The following is a 15011-nucleotide window of genomic DNA, read 5'->3' as shown; positions in this document are numbered from 1 at the left end:
AGAGTCGACGAGACAAGGACAGCTCATGGTCGGAATCCACAGGCCGGTTCGCCGGCGCCGCCGGACGGCGGCGACCGTCGTCGGCCTCTGCGCGGGAACCGCACTGCTGGCGCTCGCCGGGTGCGGCAGCGGCGCCAAGGCCGAGGAGGGCTCGCGCGGGTTCCCCGAGGCCAAGCAGGACAGCGCTTCGACCATCAAGGTGTGGGTGGACGCGGACCGGCAGGCCGCCGCGAAGGCGTTCCAGAAGGCCAACCCGGACACCAAGATCGAGGTCGTCGCGTACGACGGATCGGCGAACGGGTCGAACTCGTTCCGGACCAAGATGCAGCTGTTCGACCGCGCCGGCGACGGCTGGCCCGACGTCGTCTTCTCCACCCAGAACAACGACGCGGCGTGGGCCAGCCAGAAGAGCAACGGCAAGCAGGCGTTCGCGGCCGTGCTGGACAAGGGCCTGGTCCCGGCCGACACGCTCTCGAAGTTCACGCCCGGGTCGCTCGACCCGTGCACCGTCGACGGCCAGGTGTACTGCCTGCGCAACGACCTCGCACAGGCCGTGCTCTGGTACAACAAGAAGCTGCTGGACCAGTTCGGGTACGCCGTACCGACGACCTGGGAGGAGTACCAGGCGCTCGGCGAGAAGGTGGCCAAGGAGCACCCCGGCTACATCATCGGCACCGCCGGTGACGCGTGGACGCCCGAGGTCTTCCTGTGGGCGAGCAAGTGCCAGGCCAACGACGTCACCGGCCCCAAGTCGGTCACGGTGAAGACCGACACGACCGAGTGCAAGCGGGCGGCGACGATGCTCGACACGCTGCGCGGCAACGGAACCGTCCCGGTGGTGAGCGTCTTCACCCCGGAGTTCGTGAAGAAGTACGCCGGCAAGGTGCTGATGATGCCCGGACCGGCGTGGTACGCCGGCGCGATCTTCAACAACCCGCAGTCCCTCAACGTGCCGGCCGGCCAGCTCGGCGTCGCGGCGCCGCTGCCGTGGAAGGGTGAGGACAAGCCGGTCACCGGCAACGTCGGCGGTGGCACGTGGTTCGTCTCCAGCCACTCCAAGAACCTCGCGGCCGCCGAGAAGTTCGTCCAGTTCGTCACCACCGCGGACGACTACCAGGTGAACGTCGCGCCGGGGTACCCGGCCTACGCGCCGGCGGCCGAGAAGTGGATCGCCAAGCAGGAGTCCAGCAAGTACTTCGCGACCTCGCTGGCGCCGGTGGCGACCGCCGCGTCGCAGGTCTGGGAGGGCTGGGGTTACGGCATTTTCAGCCAGGAAGCGGTCTGGGCGAAGACGATGACCACGGCCGTCACCGGTGGCAAGTCGATCGTCGAGCTCCTGCCGACGTGGCAGCAGGCGATCGAGAACCAGGCCAAGGTCAACGGATACACGGTGAACTGACATGACCATCGCTCCACCGACCGACCGGTTGGCCGTCGACGCTCCCGAGCGCCGGCGGCCCGCCCGGGCCGGCGGCCGGGCGCCCGGTCACACGCGGATCGGCTACCTGTTCGTCTCGCTCTACGCGCTGCTCACGCTGGCCTTCGGGGTCGCTCCCGCCCTGTACGCCGTGGTGCTGGCCTTCACCAACGCCGACGGCGGGTTCGCCGGCGCCGGCAACTTCACGAAGGTGGTCGGCGACTTCCGGTTCTGGCCGGCCGTGCTGCACGTGACCATCTACCTCGTCATCTGGCTGGTCGCGCTCGTCGTCCTGGTGGTGGCGCTGGCGTTGCTGGTCCACGCCGTACGGGTGCGGTGGATCAGTACGGGTCTGCGCTTCGTCTACTACCTCCCCGGCGCTCTGGCCGGCGCGTCCAGCGTGCTGCTCTGGCTGTTCGTGCTCGATCCGACGGCCAGCCCGGTCAGCGGTCTGCTCCGGGCGTTCGGCTTCGACAGTTTCGTCGCGGTCATCCAGCCCGGGAACCTGCCGGCGATCTTCGCGATCATCGCGTTCTGGACCGGGGCCGGCGGCTGGATCGTGATCATGTACGGCGCGCTGAACAACATCAGCACCGAGGTGATCGAGGCGGCCCAGGTCGACGGCGCGAGCGCCGTACAGATCGCCCTGCGGATCCAGTTGCCGCTGCTGCGCAAGTGGATCGCCTACATGGGCGTCATGTCGCTGGCCGCCGGCACGCAGTTGTTCGTCGAGCCGCAGCTGCTCAGCCAGGCCAGCAACGCGGTGGTCCCGAACGACTACTCGCTCAATCAGCTCGCCTACCAGTACGCGTTCCAGCAGAACGACTTCAACGGCGCCGCCGCGATCTCGCTGATCCTGCTGGTCGTCGCGCTGCTGCTGTCGTGGGTGTTCGTGACCCGCGGTGGCCTTTTCGAGAAGGAATGAGTATGCCAGCCGTGTCTGTCGAGCGCCGCGTGAACCTCCGGGGGTGGAGCGGACGGTCCGTCGCGGGGGTCGTGGTGACCCTCTGCGTCTTCTTCTTCGCCGTACCGGTGGTCTGGCTGCTGCTCGCGATCACCAAGTCCGCCAAGGCGCTGACCGTCGCGAACCCGTTCTCGGTCGGGTCGTGGCACGATCTGGTCGCCAACTGGAACCAGCTGTTCGCCTTCCAGGACGGCGCGGTCACGACCTGGATCGCCAACTCCGCCGTCTACGCCGTGGGCGCGCTGGTGATCACCCTGGTCGTCGGGATCCCGGCCGGCTACGCGCTCGCGCTCACCGAGTTCAAGGGCCGGCGGGCGCTGCTGGTGCTGACCCTGGTCGTCATGCTGATCCCGAACACCGCGCTGGTGCTGCCGATCTTCCTGGAGCTGAACAGCGTCGGCCTGATCGGGAGTCCGCTGTCGGTGATCCTGCCGATGTCGTTCTTCCCGTTCGGCGTGTACCTGACCTACATCTACTTCTCCACCAGCATCCCGCGCGACCTGCTCGCGGCGGCCCGGATCGACGGCTGCTCGGAGCTCCAGGTGTTCACCCGGGTCGCCCTGCCGCTGGCGTCGCCGATCGTCGCCCTGGTCGCGTTCTTCAGCTTCGTGCAGAACTGGAACAACTTCTTCCTGCCGTTCGTGATGCTGCCCTCCAGCGACGGCTATCCGATCCAGGTCGGCCTCACCTCGCTGCTGGCCGCCACCCCCGCGTTCAACCCCAGCTCGGCGGGGTCGGACTCCATCCAGCTCCCCACCCTCGCGTTGGCCACGATCGTCTCGATCCTGCCGGTGCTGATCGTCTTCCTCTTCTCGCAGCGGTTCCTGGTCGCGGGAATGACGGCGGGAGGAACCAAGGAATGACCGCCCCGGCTCCCAAGGAGAACCACAGATGAAGATCACCGGATACCGCAGTCTGAGCACGGTGCACGACTGGGGGAGGGTGACCGGCGACGTCAACGGCGTGCAGAGCGGCACCACCACGCCGGTCCCCGTGCTCGTGATCGAGACCGACGCCGGGATCGAGGGCGTCGGCCTCGGCGCCCACACCGACATCGCGCGGGTCTTCCCGGCCGTCGAGGGCGAGGACCCGCGATCGGTGGTGGCGCTGTACGACCGGATGCTCGACTGGGTGTTCAAGGCCGGTCACTCCGGCTCGGTGTTCGGCACCATCGGGGCGGTCGACATGGCCCTGTGGGACCTCAAGGCCAAGGCGGCCGAGGAGCCGCTGTGGCGGATGCTCGGGGCGCGCGAACGGTTCGTCCCCGGCTACGCGTCCGGGCTCGAGTACGGCTTGACCGACGAGGAGCTCGCCGGCCTGTACGGCGGGTTCGCGGACCGCGGCTTCAAGGCCGGCAAGGTCAAGGGTGGCCGCGATCTCGACCGTGACCTGCCCCGGCTGGAGATCGTCCGGGACGTGCTCGGCCGCAACTCCCGCCGGCCCGCGCTGATGTTCGACGCCAACGAGGCGTGGAACCAGGCGCAGGCGGCCCGGTACGTGGCCGCCATCGAGGAGCGCCTGGACCTCACCTGGGTGGAGGAGCCGTTGCGCCGGTGGGACGCCGCCGGGATGGCGGCCCTGCGGGGCAAGGTGCGCGCGGCGATCGCCAGTGGCGAGAACCTGACCGGGCTGGAGCAGTACCGCCCGTTGCTCGACGCGAAGGCGCTCGACATCGTCCAGGTCGGCAACGTCTGGGGGATCACGCACTTCCTGCGGGTGGCGACGCTGGCGCACGGTCACGACCTGCCGGTGAGTCCGGTCGCGTACAACGCGAACCCGATCGCGCACGCGGCCGCCGCCGTACCGAACCTGCTGACCTACGAGGTCCAGGACCTGCACTTCCCGGTCGGCCTCGACGTCGACCAGGAGTTCGACGACGGCGGCATCGTCCTGGGCGACCGCCCGGGCCTCGGCATCGTGGTCGACGAGTCCCGGCTCGCACCGGCCGGCTCCGCGGCGGACCTCCCCGCCGTGGCCGGGCCGCACATCCGGCCGGAGCGCGCCGCGCTGCGGCTGGTGGCCGAGCCGGACGTGATCGACGTTCCCGCCGTACCGCTGAGGCCGGTCTCGTGACGCGCGCGCCGGAGCGCCGGGCGTTCGTCGTCGGCGTCCGTCCCGAGAAGCGCGAGGAGTACCTGGCGCTGCACAGCGCCGTCTGGCCGGGCGTCGAGCAGAAGCTTGTCGAGTGCAACATCCGCAACTACAGCATCTTCGTCTTCGGCGACGTGCTCTTCGCGTACTACGAGTACGTCGGCGACGACCACGACGCGGACATGCGACGGATCGCCGACGACCCGGTCTCGCAGGAGTGGTGGACCCACACCGATCCCTGCCAGGTGCGGATCGCCGAGGAACGGACGCCCGGCGCCTTGTGGCAACCGATCGACGAAGTGTGGCACCTGGGATGACCGAGGGCATCGACGCGCACGTGCACCTGTGGGACCGGGCGCTGGACCCGCAGGACTGGATCGATCCGGGCACCATGGCGCCGATCGCCCGGGACTTCGGCGCGGCGGACCTGAAGGCGATGCTCGCGGCGACGGGACTTCACCGTGCGGTCGTGGTCCAGTCGAGCAACAGCGTGGAGGAGAGCGTCCGGCTCGCCCGGCTGGATCCGGCGGTGGTCGCGGGACTGGTCGCCTGGGTCGATCTCACCGCGGAGGTGGATCCCCAGCTCGACCGCATCCGCCGCGACGCGACCGTCCCGGTCGTCGGTGTGCGGCACCTGGCTCACATCGACCCTGATCCGGTATGGCTGCTGCGGAGCGACGTCGCCCGCGGCCTCGAGGTGCTCGAGCGTGAGGGGCTCTGCTTCGACCTCGTCCTGCGCGACTGGCAGTTGCCGCAGGCTGCGCTCCTGAGTGGTCGCCACGAAGGGCTGCGCTTCGTGCTCGACCATCTGGGCGGTCCGCCGGTCCCCGGACAGGACGCGAGCGCATGGGCTGCCGGGTTGCAAGGCTTGGCGCTTCGCCCGAACGTCGTGGCCAAGGTCTCGGGCCTCGTCTCCGGCCTCGCGCCAAGATCTTGGCACGCCAAGGACCTCGCCGACCGGGTGGCGGTCGCGCTCGAAGCGTTCGGTCCGGATCGCCTGCTGTACGGGTCGGACTGGCCACTGGCCGAGCTCGGCGGGGGAGCAACGGCCTGGAAGGAGGCCGTGGACGAACTGCTCGCGGGACTGTCCGACGTCGAGCGCGAACAGATGTACGGCGGCAACGCCGCCGAGGTCTACTGCTTCTTCTGAGCCCGCTTGCGGCCGCGCGGCCGGGGAGCGTCGGACAGCCGGCGGCGCTCCCACGACCCGTGGATGTGCGAGTGCATCGCCTTCTCCGCGGCGGCCACGTCGTTGCGCGCGATGGCCTTGACGATCGCCTCGTGCTCCTTGAGCGTCACCGCCACCGCGTCGGGCGGGTTGATGCCCTGGTACCGGCTGGACTCCACGGCGCGTTTGTAGATGTGCTTGGCGATGTTCTCGGCCAGCCGGTTGCCGGAGATCTCCATCACCGCGTAGTGGAAGATCACGTCGGCCTGCCGGAACGAGTCGGTCTCCGACTCGCTCTCCCGCATCGCCGTCAACGCGTTCTCCAGCCGCCGGAGCTCGTCCGCGGTGCGCGACTCGGCCACCGCGCCGGCCATCGCCGACTCCAGGCTCGCGCGCACGATCGTCAGCTCGTCGAGGACGCCGAGACTCTCGTCGTTGTCGATGAGGGCCGACAGCACCACCGGGTCGAGCATGTTCCAGTACCCGGGCGCCCGGACCTGGGTGCCGCGACCCTGCGAGACGGTCACCAGACCCTTTTCCTCCAGGCGTTTCACCGACTCGCGCAGTACCGTCCGGCTCACCCCGAAGTGCTCGCTCAGCGGGCCTTCGGGCGGCAGCAGATCGCCTTCCTTCAGCCGGCCCGTCACGATCAGGTCGACGAGCTCGGCCACGACCGAGACCCCGAGCCGGCCGACGGGCAGACGTCGCGGGGTCAGTTGCGCCGCGGTGATCGAGTCCTTCGCCATACGTATGATCTTAGCGACGGCCGGCCCGAGTTCCTCCTGACCGCGGTGACTCAGGCCGGGTCGTTCAGCCGGAGAACGCGGGCCGAGGGCTCGGGGGTCGTGGTGGTGACGGTGAGCGAGTCGCCGGTCGGCGTGAAGGTCCAGCCGTCGAGGTCGGTGGGGAAGTGCGGAACGACGTTCGAGCGGGGGAGTGGAAGCGTGATGGTGGACGGGCCGGCCGCGCGGTGCCACAGCGCCAGGTAGGAGACGCTGGGACCGTCGAGGGCCAGCGCGATCCATTCGTCGCCCCACGCCGGTAGTCCCAGCGGCCACGACGGGACGAGGGTGTCGAGGTCGGCGAGGATCTCACGGTGGGCGGCGAGCGCGGACCGGACCAGGTCGAGCTCTTTGGCGTCCATCCGGTTCAGGTGACCCGACAGGTAGAGCCGGCCGGGGATGCCGTTGACGAGCGCGAAGACGAACTCCTCGCGGGTGCTGCCGCTGATCGGGTACGCCCAGTGACCCGCCTGTTCCGGCAGTACGGTGGCCGGCGCCGCCGCGGTGATCGGTGCGTAGAGCAACGGATGCTCCTGGTCCGAGGTCGACTGCAGGTGCAGACGGGACAGCATGGCGTAGTCCATCCGCATCGCGCCCGACGCGCAGTTCTCGATCAGCAGGTCCGGATGCCGTGCCTGGAGGTCGTCCAGCCAGTCGAGCAGCGCGCGGTTGTGCTCCAGCAGTCCTTGCCCGAGGGACGTTCCGCCCTTGTCGGTGCCCGGACCGGTCGTCGTGTTGTTGTCGAACTTGAAGAAGCCGACGCCGAAGTCCGCGATCAGCCGGTCGACCGTGTCGTTCAGGTGCTGCCGCGCGGCCGGGCTGCGCAGGTCGAGCAGGTACCGGCCGGACTGGGTGACCCGGGTGCCGCCGCGGGTCAGGAACGCGTCGTCGGGAAGCTCGAGCGCGATCGGCGAGCGGGTGCCGATCACCTCGGGTTCGAGCCAGAGGCCCGGCACCATGCCGCGCGCGTGGATCCGCTCGATCACCTCGCCGAGCCCGTTGCGGAAGCGGGTCGTCGACGGTTGCCAGGCGCCGACGGTGTTCCACCAGTCGCCCTCGGCGTACCAGCCGGCGTCGATGCAGAAGTAGTCGGCGCCGACGTCCGCAGCGGCGTCGATCAGGGGCAGCAGCTTCTCGGTCGTCGGATCACCCAGCAGGGTGTTCATGTAGTCGTTGTAGACGACCGGCATCCGGTCGTCGACCGGACGACGGCGCCGTACGGCGCGGCGCTGGCGGGTGAGGGCCGCGAACGCGCTGTCCCGGTCCGATCCGGCGACCAGCGACACCGGCACGGTGGTGAACGGACTGTCCGCGCCGACCTCGACACTCCACTGGTGCTCCTGATCGGTCGGGCCGCTCAGCAGCAGGTAGCCGCCGTACCGGGTCTCGCCGATCTCGTAGTGCCACGGCCCGTTGTGCTCGATCTGCCAGCCCAGCGCGTACTGCTGGTCGACCAGTACGCCGACCGGAAGGCGTTCGCCGGTCGACCAGGAGTCGAGGCTGGTCACCGCGGCCCGGCTTCTGGCGACCGGCTGGTGGGGAGCGTGGACGATGTCGGCCAGCGCCCCGGACCGCAACCGCTGGGCGGACCAACGGCTCTCGGCCATCCAGCTCGTCTCGGCCGAGTACAGCTCGACGTCCACCGACCCGAGACCGACGACCAGCGACGACACGAAGGTGAGCCGCAGCGTCCCAGGCCCGGGATGAGCGACCTCCGACCAGGCGCGGACCCCGGCACCGGCTTCGAACACGCTGGTGACCTGCAGACCCGACTCGGGATCCTCCTGGAGGATGCGCAGCGTCGTCCCGGTGTCGTCGTGACGGACGTAGCGCAGCCGATGGCCGAGGACGGTGTCGACGTGCCGGCTGGTGCTGAGGGTGTTCCCGGAGCCGACGGCCGTGACCTCGACCATCGGCCGGGCCGCGTCCGGCGTACCGGCTGCTCGCCGCGTGCCGTCGCCCTCGGCGAGCAGCCGGACCGGGCCGTCGTCCAGGACGAACGTCAGGGACAGTTCAGGTGCGTTCCAGTGCAGTGGCTTCATCCGGTGACTCTCTCTTCGTGCCCGTCAGGTCGAGTCCGAGGAGCGAGTCCTCGACGGTGAACAGATGGGTCGCCATCCGGACCCGCGCGCGGTCGGAGTCGCGGGCCGTGAGGGCGGAAAGGATCAGCAGGTGCTCGCGGTGCGCGGTCTCGTCCGCGCCCGGCTGGGTGATGGAGCGGCGCAACCGGTCCCGCATCGTCCGTCCGCCCAGCGCGTCGATCAGCGCGGCCAGCACGGGGTTCCCGGCCGACTGCGCGATGATGCGATGGAAGGCGATGTCGTTCTCGATCACGGTCTCGTGGTTGGGTTCGTCCAGCAGCAGCTCGGCCTCGTTGTGGCGCAGCAGCTCGGCGGCGGCCTCCAGCTCGTCCGGACCGATCCGCTGCGCGGCCGCGGCCGCCGCCTCGGTCTCGAGAATCCGTCGTACGCCGTGCAGGTGCGGCGTACCGCTGCCGTCCTGCAGGTCCACCACGAACCCCATCGGGGCCAGCAGGATCGACGAGTCCAGCGCGGTGACGTAGGTCCCGTCGCCCTGCCGGGTCTCCAGGACGCCCATGATCGACAGCGCTCGAACTCCTTCCCGCAGCGGGTTGCGGGAGACGCCCAGCGCCGCGGCGAGGTGCTTCTCGACCGGGAGCCGGTCGCCCGGGCGGAGATGGCCGTCGACGATCATCTGCCGGATTCCCTGCACGACCACGTCGCTCTGCGAGAAACCAGGGGTGCGAGGAGGTTGTTCGGCCACCTTGGCCGACGTCATGGTCGCGGGTCCTCGCCGGCGCGGGACGACCAGTAGGTGCCTTCGGGGAATTGATAGGTCTCCAGTGACTGCCTGTGCATCTCGGCACTGTAACCGGGCGCCGCCGGGAGGACGTACGCACCGTCGCGGATCACACAGGGCTCGGTGAAGTGCTCGTGCAGGTGGTCGACGTACTCGGTGACGCGTCCCTCGAGGCTGCCGGACACCGCGACGTAGTCGAAGACGGAGAGGTGCTGGACGAGCTCGCACAGGCCGACGCCGCCCGCGTGCGGACAGACCGGTACGCCGAACGAGGCGGCGAGCAGGTAGACCGCGAGGACCTCGTTGACGCTGCCCAGCCGGGCCGCGTCGAGCTGGCAGTAGTCGATCGCCTCGGCCTGGAAGAGCTGCTTGAACAGCACCCGGTTCATGCCGTGCTCGCCGGTGGCGACCCCGATCGGCGCCACGGCCTTGCGGATCGCCGCGTGCCCGAGGACGTCGTCCGGGCTGGTGGGCTCCTCGATCCACAGCGGGTCGAACTCGGCCAGTGCGTTGATCCACTCGATCGCCTGCGGCACGTCCCACACCTGGTTGGCGTCGATCATCAAGTGGCCGTCGGGGCCCAGTACCTCGCGAGCGATGCCGCAGCGCCGGACGTCGTCGGCCAGGTTCGCGCCGACCTTCAGCTTGACGTGTTTGTAGCCGCTGGCAACGGCTTCCTCGCTGAGCCGGCGAAGTTTCTCGTCGGAGTAGCCGAGCCACCCCGCGGAGGTGGTGTAGCACGGGTAGCCGGACTCCTCGATCTCCCGGAGCCGTTCCTTGCGGCCCGGTTCCTGGGCCGCCAGCAGGGCGACGGCCTGCTCGGCGGTGAGGACGTCGCTCAGGTACCGCAGATCGGCGGCGGCGACCAGCTCTTCGGGGGACATCTCGGACAGCAGTCGCCACAGCGGAACCCCGGCCCGCCGGGCGGCCAGGTCCCAGACCGCGTTCATCACCGCGGCCAGCGCGAGATGGATGACCCCCTTGTCCGGGCCGAGCCACCGCAGCTGGCTGTCCGACTGCAGCTCCCGGTAGATCCCGCCGAGGTCGGAGCAGATCGCGTCGACGTCCCGGCCGATCAGTGGCTGCGCCCGCTGCACCGCCGCGGCGACGCACAGGTCGTTGCCACGGCCGATGGTGAAGGTGAAGCCGAAACCGCTGAGGCCGGGGTCGTCGGTGTGCAGGACGACGTACGCCGCGGAGTGGTCGCCGTCCTTGTTCATCGCGTCCGAGCCGTCCTGGTTCAGCGAGGTCGGGAAGCGGACGTCGATGACCTCCACCGAGCTGATGCGTGGCATGCGGACCCCTCACGATCAATTGATGGCATCTTTATCTGCCTTGATGGCAACCAAGTATGGACCAGGAGCGTGCGCGGCGCTACGATCCCGGCAATTCATGGGATTAATAATTCACTCGTCTCGGAAGGCTCTGACATGGGCGACCTGAAGAGCTCGAATCCCGCCGGTGCGCGAAGGTTGCTGTACGACCGGCCCGCCGGAACCTGGCTGGAGGCGTTGCCGGTCGGCAACGGGCGGATCGGCGCGATGTGTTCCGGAGGCGTCGGCAGTGATCGGATCGGGCTGAACGACGAGACGTTGTGGTCGGGAGGCCCCGAAACCGCCCGCCTGCTGTCGGTTCCGCTCGGTGCGACCGGTGCGGACGCCGTACAGGCTGTGCGGGACGCGCTGACGGCGGGCGATGTTCGCCGGGCGCACGAGTTGGCAGGCGGTTTTCATTCCGGTTACTGCCAGGCATTCCTGCCGCTGGGCGATCTCCTGCTCGAAACCCGCGTCGACGGCCGGATCCCTGTGGCTGAAGAGGTTGCGGGTTACCGGAGGGAGCTCGATCTCGACGGCGCGATCGCCACGACGCAGTACGAGTACGGGGGAGTGGCGGTCCGGCAGGAGGTGTTCGTCAGCGCGCCGGACGGCGTCCTCGTTCAGCGGTTGACCGCGTCGGAGCCCGTTCTCGGTCTGGGCTGCCGCTTGACGTCGCAGTTGCCGTCAACGCCGTACGCGGTGGAGGACGGGCTCGGCCTGTTCGTGCAGACGCCCGCCGACGTTGCACCGCCGCATCGCCAGGTGCCGGAGCCCGTGCGGTACTCCGACGGTGACGACCGCGGCATGGAGGGCGCGATCGCCTTGCGAGTAAGGAGCGACGGCCAGATTCGCGCGAGCGAAGGCGAGCTGGTCGTGGAGGGCGCGACCCAGATCACCGTGGTGCTGTCCACGGCGACCGGGTACGACGGTCCGTTCGTCGCGCCGACGCGGACCGGGCACGAGTGCTGGTCGAACGCGGACCGGATCGTGCGCGCGGCGCTGGAGCGTGAGTACGACGTACTGCTGGCCGATCATCAGCAGGACCACCGAAAGTTGTTCCGCCGTGCGTCGCTCGAGCTGGAGGGGCCGGCGGAGGAGTCCGCGCTGCCGACCGATGTCCGGATCGAACGGACTTCCCAGGTCGACGACCCGGCGCTGGCCGCACTCGCCTTCAACTACGGGCGCTACCTGATGGTCGCGGGCTCGCGACCCGGCGGGCTGCCGACCACGCTGCAGGGAATCTGGAACGACATCCTGCGGCCGCCGTGGAGCTCCAACTTCACGATCAACATCAACACCGAGATGAACTACTGGCCGGCCGAGACCACCAATCTGTCCGAGTGCCACGAACCCTTGCTGCGGTACGTCGGTGACCTCGCGCGGGCCGGCCGCCGGACCGCCCAGGAGCGTTACGGCTGCGGCGGCTGGACCGCGCACCACAACGCCGACGCCTGGTGCTGGTCGTTCCCCGTCGAAGGTGATCCCCGCTGGTCGAACTGGCCGATGGCCGGCGCCTGGCTGGCCCGGCACCTGTGGGACCACTACGAGTTCACCGGCGACCTGGAGTTCCTCGGCGACTCCTGGCCGGTACTGCGGGGCGCGGCGGAGTTCTGCATCGACTGGCTGGTCGAGCTGCCCGACGGCAGTCTCGGTACGGCGCCGTCGACCTCGCCCGAGAACGACTACCTCGCCGACGACGGCCAACCGGCCTCCGTCACGGTGTCGTCGACGATGGACCTCGCGCTCATCTCGGACCTCTTCCTCCGGGTCGAGCAGGCGGCCGAACTGCTCGACGTGGTCGACCCGCTGGTCGGCGAACTCACCATGGCCCGCAAGCGGCTGCCCGATCCGCCCATCGGCGCGCAGGGGCAGCTGCAGGAGTGGGCCGCCGACCTGCCCGAGGAAGATCCGCATCACCGCCACATGTCGCACCTGATCGGTCTGCACCCCGACTCCGCGATCACACCGGACGGCACACCCGAGCTCGCTGCCGCGGCGGCCAGAACCCTGGACCTGCGGGGTGACGAAGCGACGGGCTGGTCGCTGGCCTGGAAGATCTGCCTGCGGGCGCGGCTGCGCGATGCGGAAGCGGCGCACCGGCTGGTCCGGGCGTTCCTCAGCCCGGCCGACGACACGGCGACCGGCCGGCCCGGGAGCGGCGCCGGTGTCTACCCGAACCTGTTCTGCGCCCACCCGCCGTTCCAGATCGACGGCAACTACGGCGCGACCGCCGGGATCGCCGAGATGTTGCTGCAGAGCCACACCGGCGAGATCGAGCTGCTGCCCGCGCTGCCGGCCGAGTGGGCCAGCGGGCGGGTGTCCGGACTCAGGGCGCGCGGAGCCGTCACGGTCGACCTCGCCTGGACGCCGTACGGCGTGGAGGCCGTTCTCACCGCCGACCGGGACCAGGAGCGCGTCGTCCGGCTCGGCGCGGAACGCATCGAGGTGCGGCTGACCGCCGGAGTCGCGCTCCGGGTGAACGCGGCGCTCCGCCAGGACGAGGAGGTCTGATGGCAACGCTGACGACCGTACGGCCACCGGCCGGCGAGCTTCCGGAGCGGCGGAGACGACGGCGCCGGGAACGCGTGGGGATCAAGAGGTTCCGGCGAAGTCTCGGACGGCACTGGACCCTGTACCTGTTGATGGTCGTGCCGCTGGTGTGGTTCGTCGTCTTCAAGTACATCCCGATGTCGAACTCCGTGCTGGCGTTCAAGAACTACAACGTGATCAAGGGCATCTGGGCGAGCCCGTGGGTCGGCTGGCAGAACTTCGACGCCTTCTTCAGCAACCCGGTGTTCTGGACCCTGGTGAAGAACACCTTCGTGCTGTCGGTCTACACCGTCGGGGCCAGCTTCCCGCTCGCCATCATCCTGGCCCTGGCGCTGAACGAGGTGCGCACCGGACTGTTCAAGAAGACCGTGCAGCTGGTCACCTACGCGCCGTACTTCATCTCCACCGTCGTGGTGGTGTCGATGACGATCCTGGTGCTGTCGCCGCGGTTGGGCATCGTCAACGAGGGCCTCGGCTTCTTCGGCGTACCGTCCGTCGACTTCCTGGGAAATCCCGACTACTTCCGGCACATCTACGTCTGGTCCGACGTCTGGCAGACCACCGGGTACTCCGCGGTGATCTACCTGGCGGCGCTGGCCGGGATCGACCCGGCGCTGCACGAGGCGGCCCGGGTCGACGGCGCCGGCCGGCTGCGGCGGATCTGGCACGTCGACCTGCCCGGGATCATGCCGACCGCGGTGATCATCCTGGTGCTTGCCGTCGGCAACATCATGGCCATCGGGTTCGAGAAGGCCTTCCTGTTCCAGAACCCGTTGAACCTGAGCCAGTCGGAGATCATCGCGACCTACGTGTACAAGACCGGTCTGCTCAACGCCGACTTCAGCATGGCGACCGCGGTGGGGCTGTTCAACTCGGTGATCAACCTGGTCCTGCTGCTGCTCGTGAACATGATCGCCAAGCGGATCACCGGGAACGGATTGTGGTCATGACCACTGTGACTGAGCCAAGGACCCTGACCAGGGCCGAGCGCCGGGCGGCGCGCGCCCGCCGGATCCGCGAGCCGCGGACCGACCGCATCTTCATGTTCTGCGTCTACCTGCTGCTGGTGGTGTTCGGCCTGGTCGTGCTGATGCCGCTGCTCTACATCCTGGCCAGCTCGTTCAGCAGTCCGGAGGCGGTGTCGGGCGGCCGGGTGCTGTTCTGGCCGGTGGACTTCTCGCTGCGCGGGTACCACGCGGTGTTCGAGAACCCGCAGGTCGTGCAGGGGTACGTGAACTCGTTGTTCTACACGGTGGTCGGCACGATCGTCAGCGTCACCATGACGATCGCGATCGCCTACCCGATGTCGCGCCACACGCTGGTCGGCCGCAACGTCGTGATGAGCCTGATCCTGTTCACGATGCTGTTCACCGGCGGGCTGGTACCGACCTACCTGGTGGTGCAGTCGGTCGGTCTGCTGGACACCCGGTGGGCGTTGATCATCCCGCAGGCGATCGGGGTCTGGCAGGTGATCATCGCGCGGACCTACTTCCGGACCGCGATCCCGCAGGAACTGGTGGAGGCCGCCGACATCGACGGCTGCGGGGACCTGCGGTTCCTGTGGTCGGTGGTGATCCCGCTGGCCAAGCCGATGATCGCGGTGGTGGCGCTGATGTACGCGATCCTGCAGTGGAACTCGTACTTCGACGCGCTGATCTACCTGAAGAACCCGGACCTGTTCCCGCTCCAGCTGGTCCTGCGGAACATCCTGATCCTCAACACGACCGGTGGCGGCGCCGTCGACGCGTCCGTCGTCATCCAGCGTCAGCAGCTCGCCGACCTGCTCAAGTACTCGCTGATCGTGGTCGCGAGCGTGCCGGTGCTGCTGATCTACCCGTTCGTCGCCCGCTATTTCACCAAGGGAATCCTGATCGGCGCCGTGAAGGGCTGATCCTCCGCACCA

13 protein-coding genes are annotated in these 15011 nt (G+C 69.1%); 9 read left to right on the top strand and 4 right to left on the bottom strand.

All coding sequences use genetic code 11. The features are described 5' to 3' along the window. Positions 1-25 precede the first annotated feature (25 nt). From ABD235_RS10880 to ABD235_RS10855, 6 genes are read left to right on the top strand one after another with little or no spacing between them, the layout of a single operon-like run. On the top strand, positions 26-1399 hold the full coding sequence (locus ABD235_RS10880) for an ABC transporter substrate-binding protein (protein ID WP_344172669.1): 1374 nt from the start codon (positions 26-28) through the stop codon (positions 1397-1399). A 1-nt stretch (position 1400) separates the two neighbouring features. After that, positions 1401-2342, top strand: a complete 942-nt coding sequence (locus ABD235_RS10875; protein WP_344172666.1) for a carbohydrate ABC transporter permease — start codon at positions 1401-1403, stop codon at positions 2340-2342. Between the two features lie 2 nt (positions 2343-2344). Next, the gene (locus ABD235_RS10870) at positions 2345-3244 is read left to right on the top strand and encodes a carbohydrate ABC transporter permease (RefSeq protein WP_344172663.1); all 900 of its coding nucleotides are present in this window, start codon (positions 2345-2347) and stop codon (positions 3242-3244) included. A 28-nt stretch (positions 3245-3272) separates the two neighbouring features. Continuing rightward, on the top strand, positions 3273-4454 hold the full coding sequence (locus ABD235_RS10865; protein WP_344172661.1) for a mandelate racemase/muconate lactonizing enzyme family protein: 1182 nt from the start codon (positions 3273-3275) through the stop codon (positions 4452-4454). Next, entirely contained in the window at positions 4451-4789 is a 339-nt protein-coding gene (locus ABD235_RS10860; RefSeq protein WP_344172659.1) for an L-rhamnose mutarotase, read from the top strand. Before ABD235_RS10865 ends, ABD235_RS10860 begins: the two co-directional genes overlap by 4 nt. Next, on the top strand, positions 4786-5622 hold the full coding sequence (locus ABD235_RS10855) for an amidohydrolase family protein (RefSeq protein ID WP_344172657.1): 837 nt from the start codon (positions 4786-4788) through the stop codon (positions 5620-5622). Before ABD235_RS10860 ends, ABD235_RS10855 begins: the two co-directional genes overlap by 4 nt. On the opposite strand, the gene ABD235_RS10850 is transcribed toward ABD235_RS10855, so the two are convergent. From ABD235_RS10850 to ABD235_RS10835, 4 genes are read right to left on the bottom strand one after another with little or no spacing between them, the layout of a single operon-like run. Further along, complete coding sequence (locus ABD235_RS10850; RefSeq protein WP_344172655.1) at positions 5607-6386, bottom strand: FadR/GntR family transcriptional regulator; 780 nt, start codon at positions 6384-6386, stop codon at positions 5607-5609. The genes ABD235_RS10855 and ABD235_RS10850 overlap by 16 nt on opposite strands. A gap of 50 nt (positions 6387-6436) precedes the next feature. Next, positions 6437-8464 (bottom strand): glycoside hydrolase family 36 protein, encoded by a 2028-nt coding sequence (locus ABD235_RS10845; protein ID WP_344172653.1) that lies wholly within the window; start codon positions 8462-8464, stop codon positions 6437-6439. Beyond that, positions 8436-9221, bottom strand: a complete 786-nt coding sequence (locus ABD235_RS10840; protein WP_344172650.1) for a FadR/GntR family transcriptional regulator — start codon at positions 9219-9221, stop codon at positions 8436-8438. Before ABD235_RS10840 ends, ABD235_RS10845 begins: the two co-directional genes overlap by 29 nt. Beyond that, the gene (locus tag ABD235_RS10835) at positions 9218-10537 is read right to left on the bottom strand and encodes an L-fuconate dehydratase (protein ID WP_344172649.1); all 1320 of its coding nucleotides are present in this window, start codon (positions 10535-10537) and stop codon (positions 9218-9220) included. Before ABD235_RS10835 ends, ABD235_RS10840 begins: the two co-directional genes overlap by 4 nt. Positions 10538-10672: 135 nt before the next feature. On the opposite strand from ABD235_RS10835, the gene ABD235_RS10830 reads away from it, so the two are divergent. Genes ABD235_RS10830 through ABD235_RS10820 form a run of 3 tightly spaced genes read left to right on the top strand, consistent with a single transcriptional unit; the run spans position 10673 to position 14999 of the window. Then, positions 10673-13069, top strand: coding sequence for a glycoside hydrolase family 95 protein (locus ABD235_RS10830; protein ID WP_344172647.1), 2397 nt, complete (start codon positions 10673-10675; stop codon positions 13067-13069). Then, positions 13069-14058 carry an ABC transporter permease gene (locus tag ABD235_RS10825; protein ID WP_344172645.1) on the top strand — a complete coding sequence of 330 codons (990 nt, stop codon included), beginning with the start codon at positions 13069-13071 and terminating at the stop codon, positions 14056-14058. Before ABD235_RS10830 ends, ABD235_RS10825 begins: the two co-directional genes overlap by 1 nt. After that, entirely contained in the window at positions 14055-14999 is a 945-nt protein-coding gene (locus ABD235_RS10820; RefSeq protein ID WP_344172643.1) for a carbohydrate ABC transporter permease, read from the top strand. The genes ABD235_RS10825 and ABD235_RS10820 overlap by 4 nt, the downstream gene beginning before the upstream one ends. Positions 15000-15011 lie beyond the last annotated feature (12 nt).

Source organism: Kribbella lupini, assembly GCF_039529595.1.
In the GTDB taxonomy this organism is placed as follows: Bacteria; Actinomycetota; Actinomycetes; order Propionibacteriales; family Kribbellaceae; genus Kribbella; species Kribbella lupini.
This window is presented reverse-complemented; position numbering and strand designations above follow the sequence as displayed.

Excerpts from the sequence above, each read along its gene's own strand:
- ABD235_RS10875 (WP_344172666.1), top strand. The coding sequence starts at position 1,401 with ATGACCATCGCTCCACCGACCGACCGGTTGGCCGTCGACGCTCCCGAG.
- ABD235_RS10845 (WP_344172653.1), bottom strand. The coding sequence starts at position 8,464 with ATGAAGCCACTGCACTGGAACGCACCTGAACTGTCCCTGACGTTCGTC.
- ABD235_RS10870 (WP_344172663.1), top strand. The coding sequence starts at position 2,345 with ATGCCAGCCGTGTCTGTCGAGCGCCGCGTGAACCTCCGGGGGTGGAGC.
- ABD235_RS10830 (WP_344172647.1), top strand. The coding sequence starts at position 10,673 with ATGGGCGACCTGAAGAGCTCGAATCCCGCCGGTGCGCGAAGGTTGCTG.
- ABD235_RS10880 (WP_344172669.1), top strand. The coding sequence starts at position 26 with ATGGTCGGAATCCACAGGCCGGTTCGCCGGCGCCGCCGGACGGCGGCG.
- ABD235_RS10825 (WP_344172645.1), top strand. The coding sequence starts at position 13,069 with ATGGCAACGCTGACGACCGTACGGCCACCGGCCGGCGAGCTTCCGGAG.
- ABD235_RS10865 (WP_344172661.1), top strand. The coding sequence starts at position 3,273 with ATGAAGATCACCGGATACCGCAGTCTGAGCACGGTGCACGACTGGGGG.
- ABD235_RS10850 (WP_344172655.1), bottom strand. The coding sequence starts at position 6,386 with ATGGCGAAGGACTCGATCACCGCGGCGCAACTGACCCCGCGACGTCTG.
- ABD235_RS10820 (WP_344172643.1), top strand. The coding sequence starts at position 14,055 with ATGACCACTGTGACTGAGCCAAGGACCCTGACCAGGGCCGAGCGCCGG.
- ABD235_RS10840 (WP_344172650.1), bottom strand. The coding sequence starts at position 9,221 with ATGACGTCGGCCAAGGTGGCCGAACAACCTCCTCGCACCCCTGGTTTC.
- ABD235_RS10855 (WP_344172657.1), top strand. The coding sequence starts at position 4,786 with ATGACCGAGGGCATCGACGCGCACGTGCACCTGTGGGACCGGGCGCTG.
- ABD235_RS10835 (WP_344172649.1), bottom strand. The coding sequence starts at position 10,537 with ATGCCACGCATCAGCTCGGTGGAGGTCATCGACGTCCGCTTCCCGACC.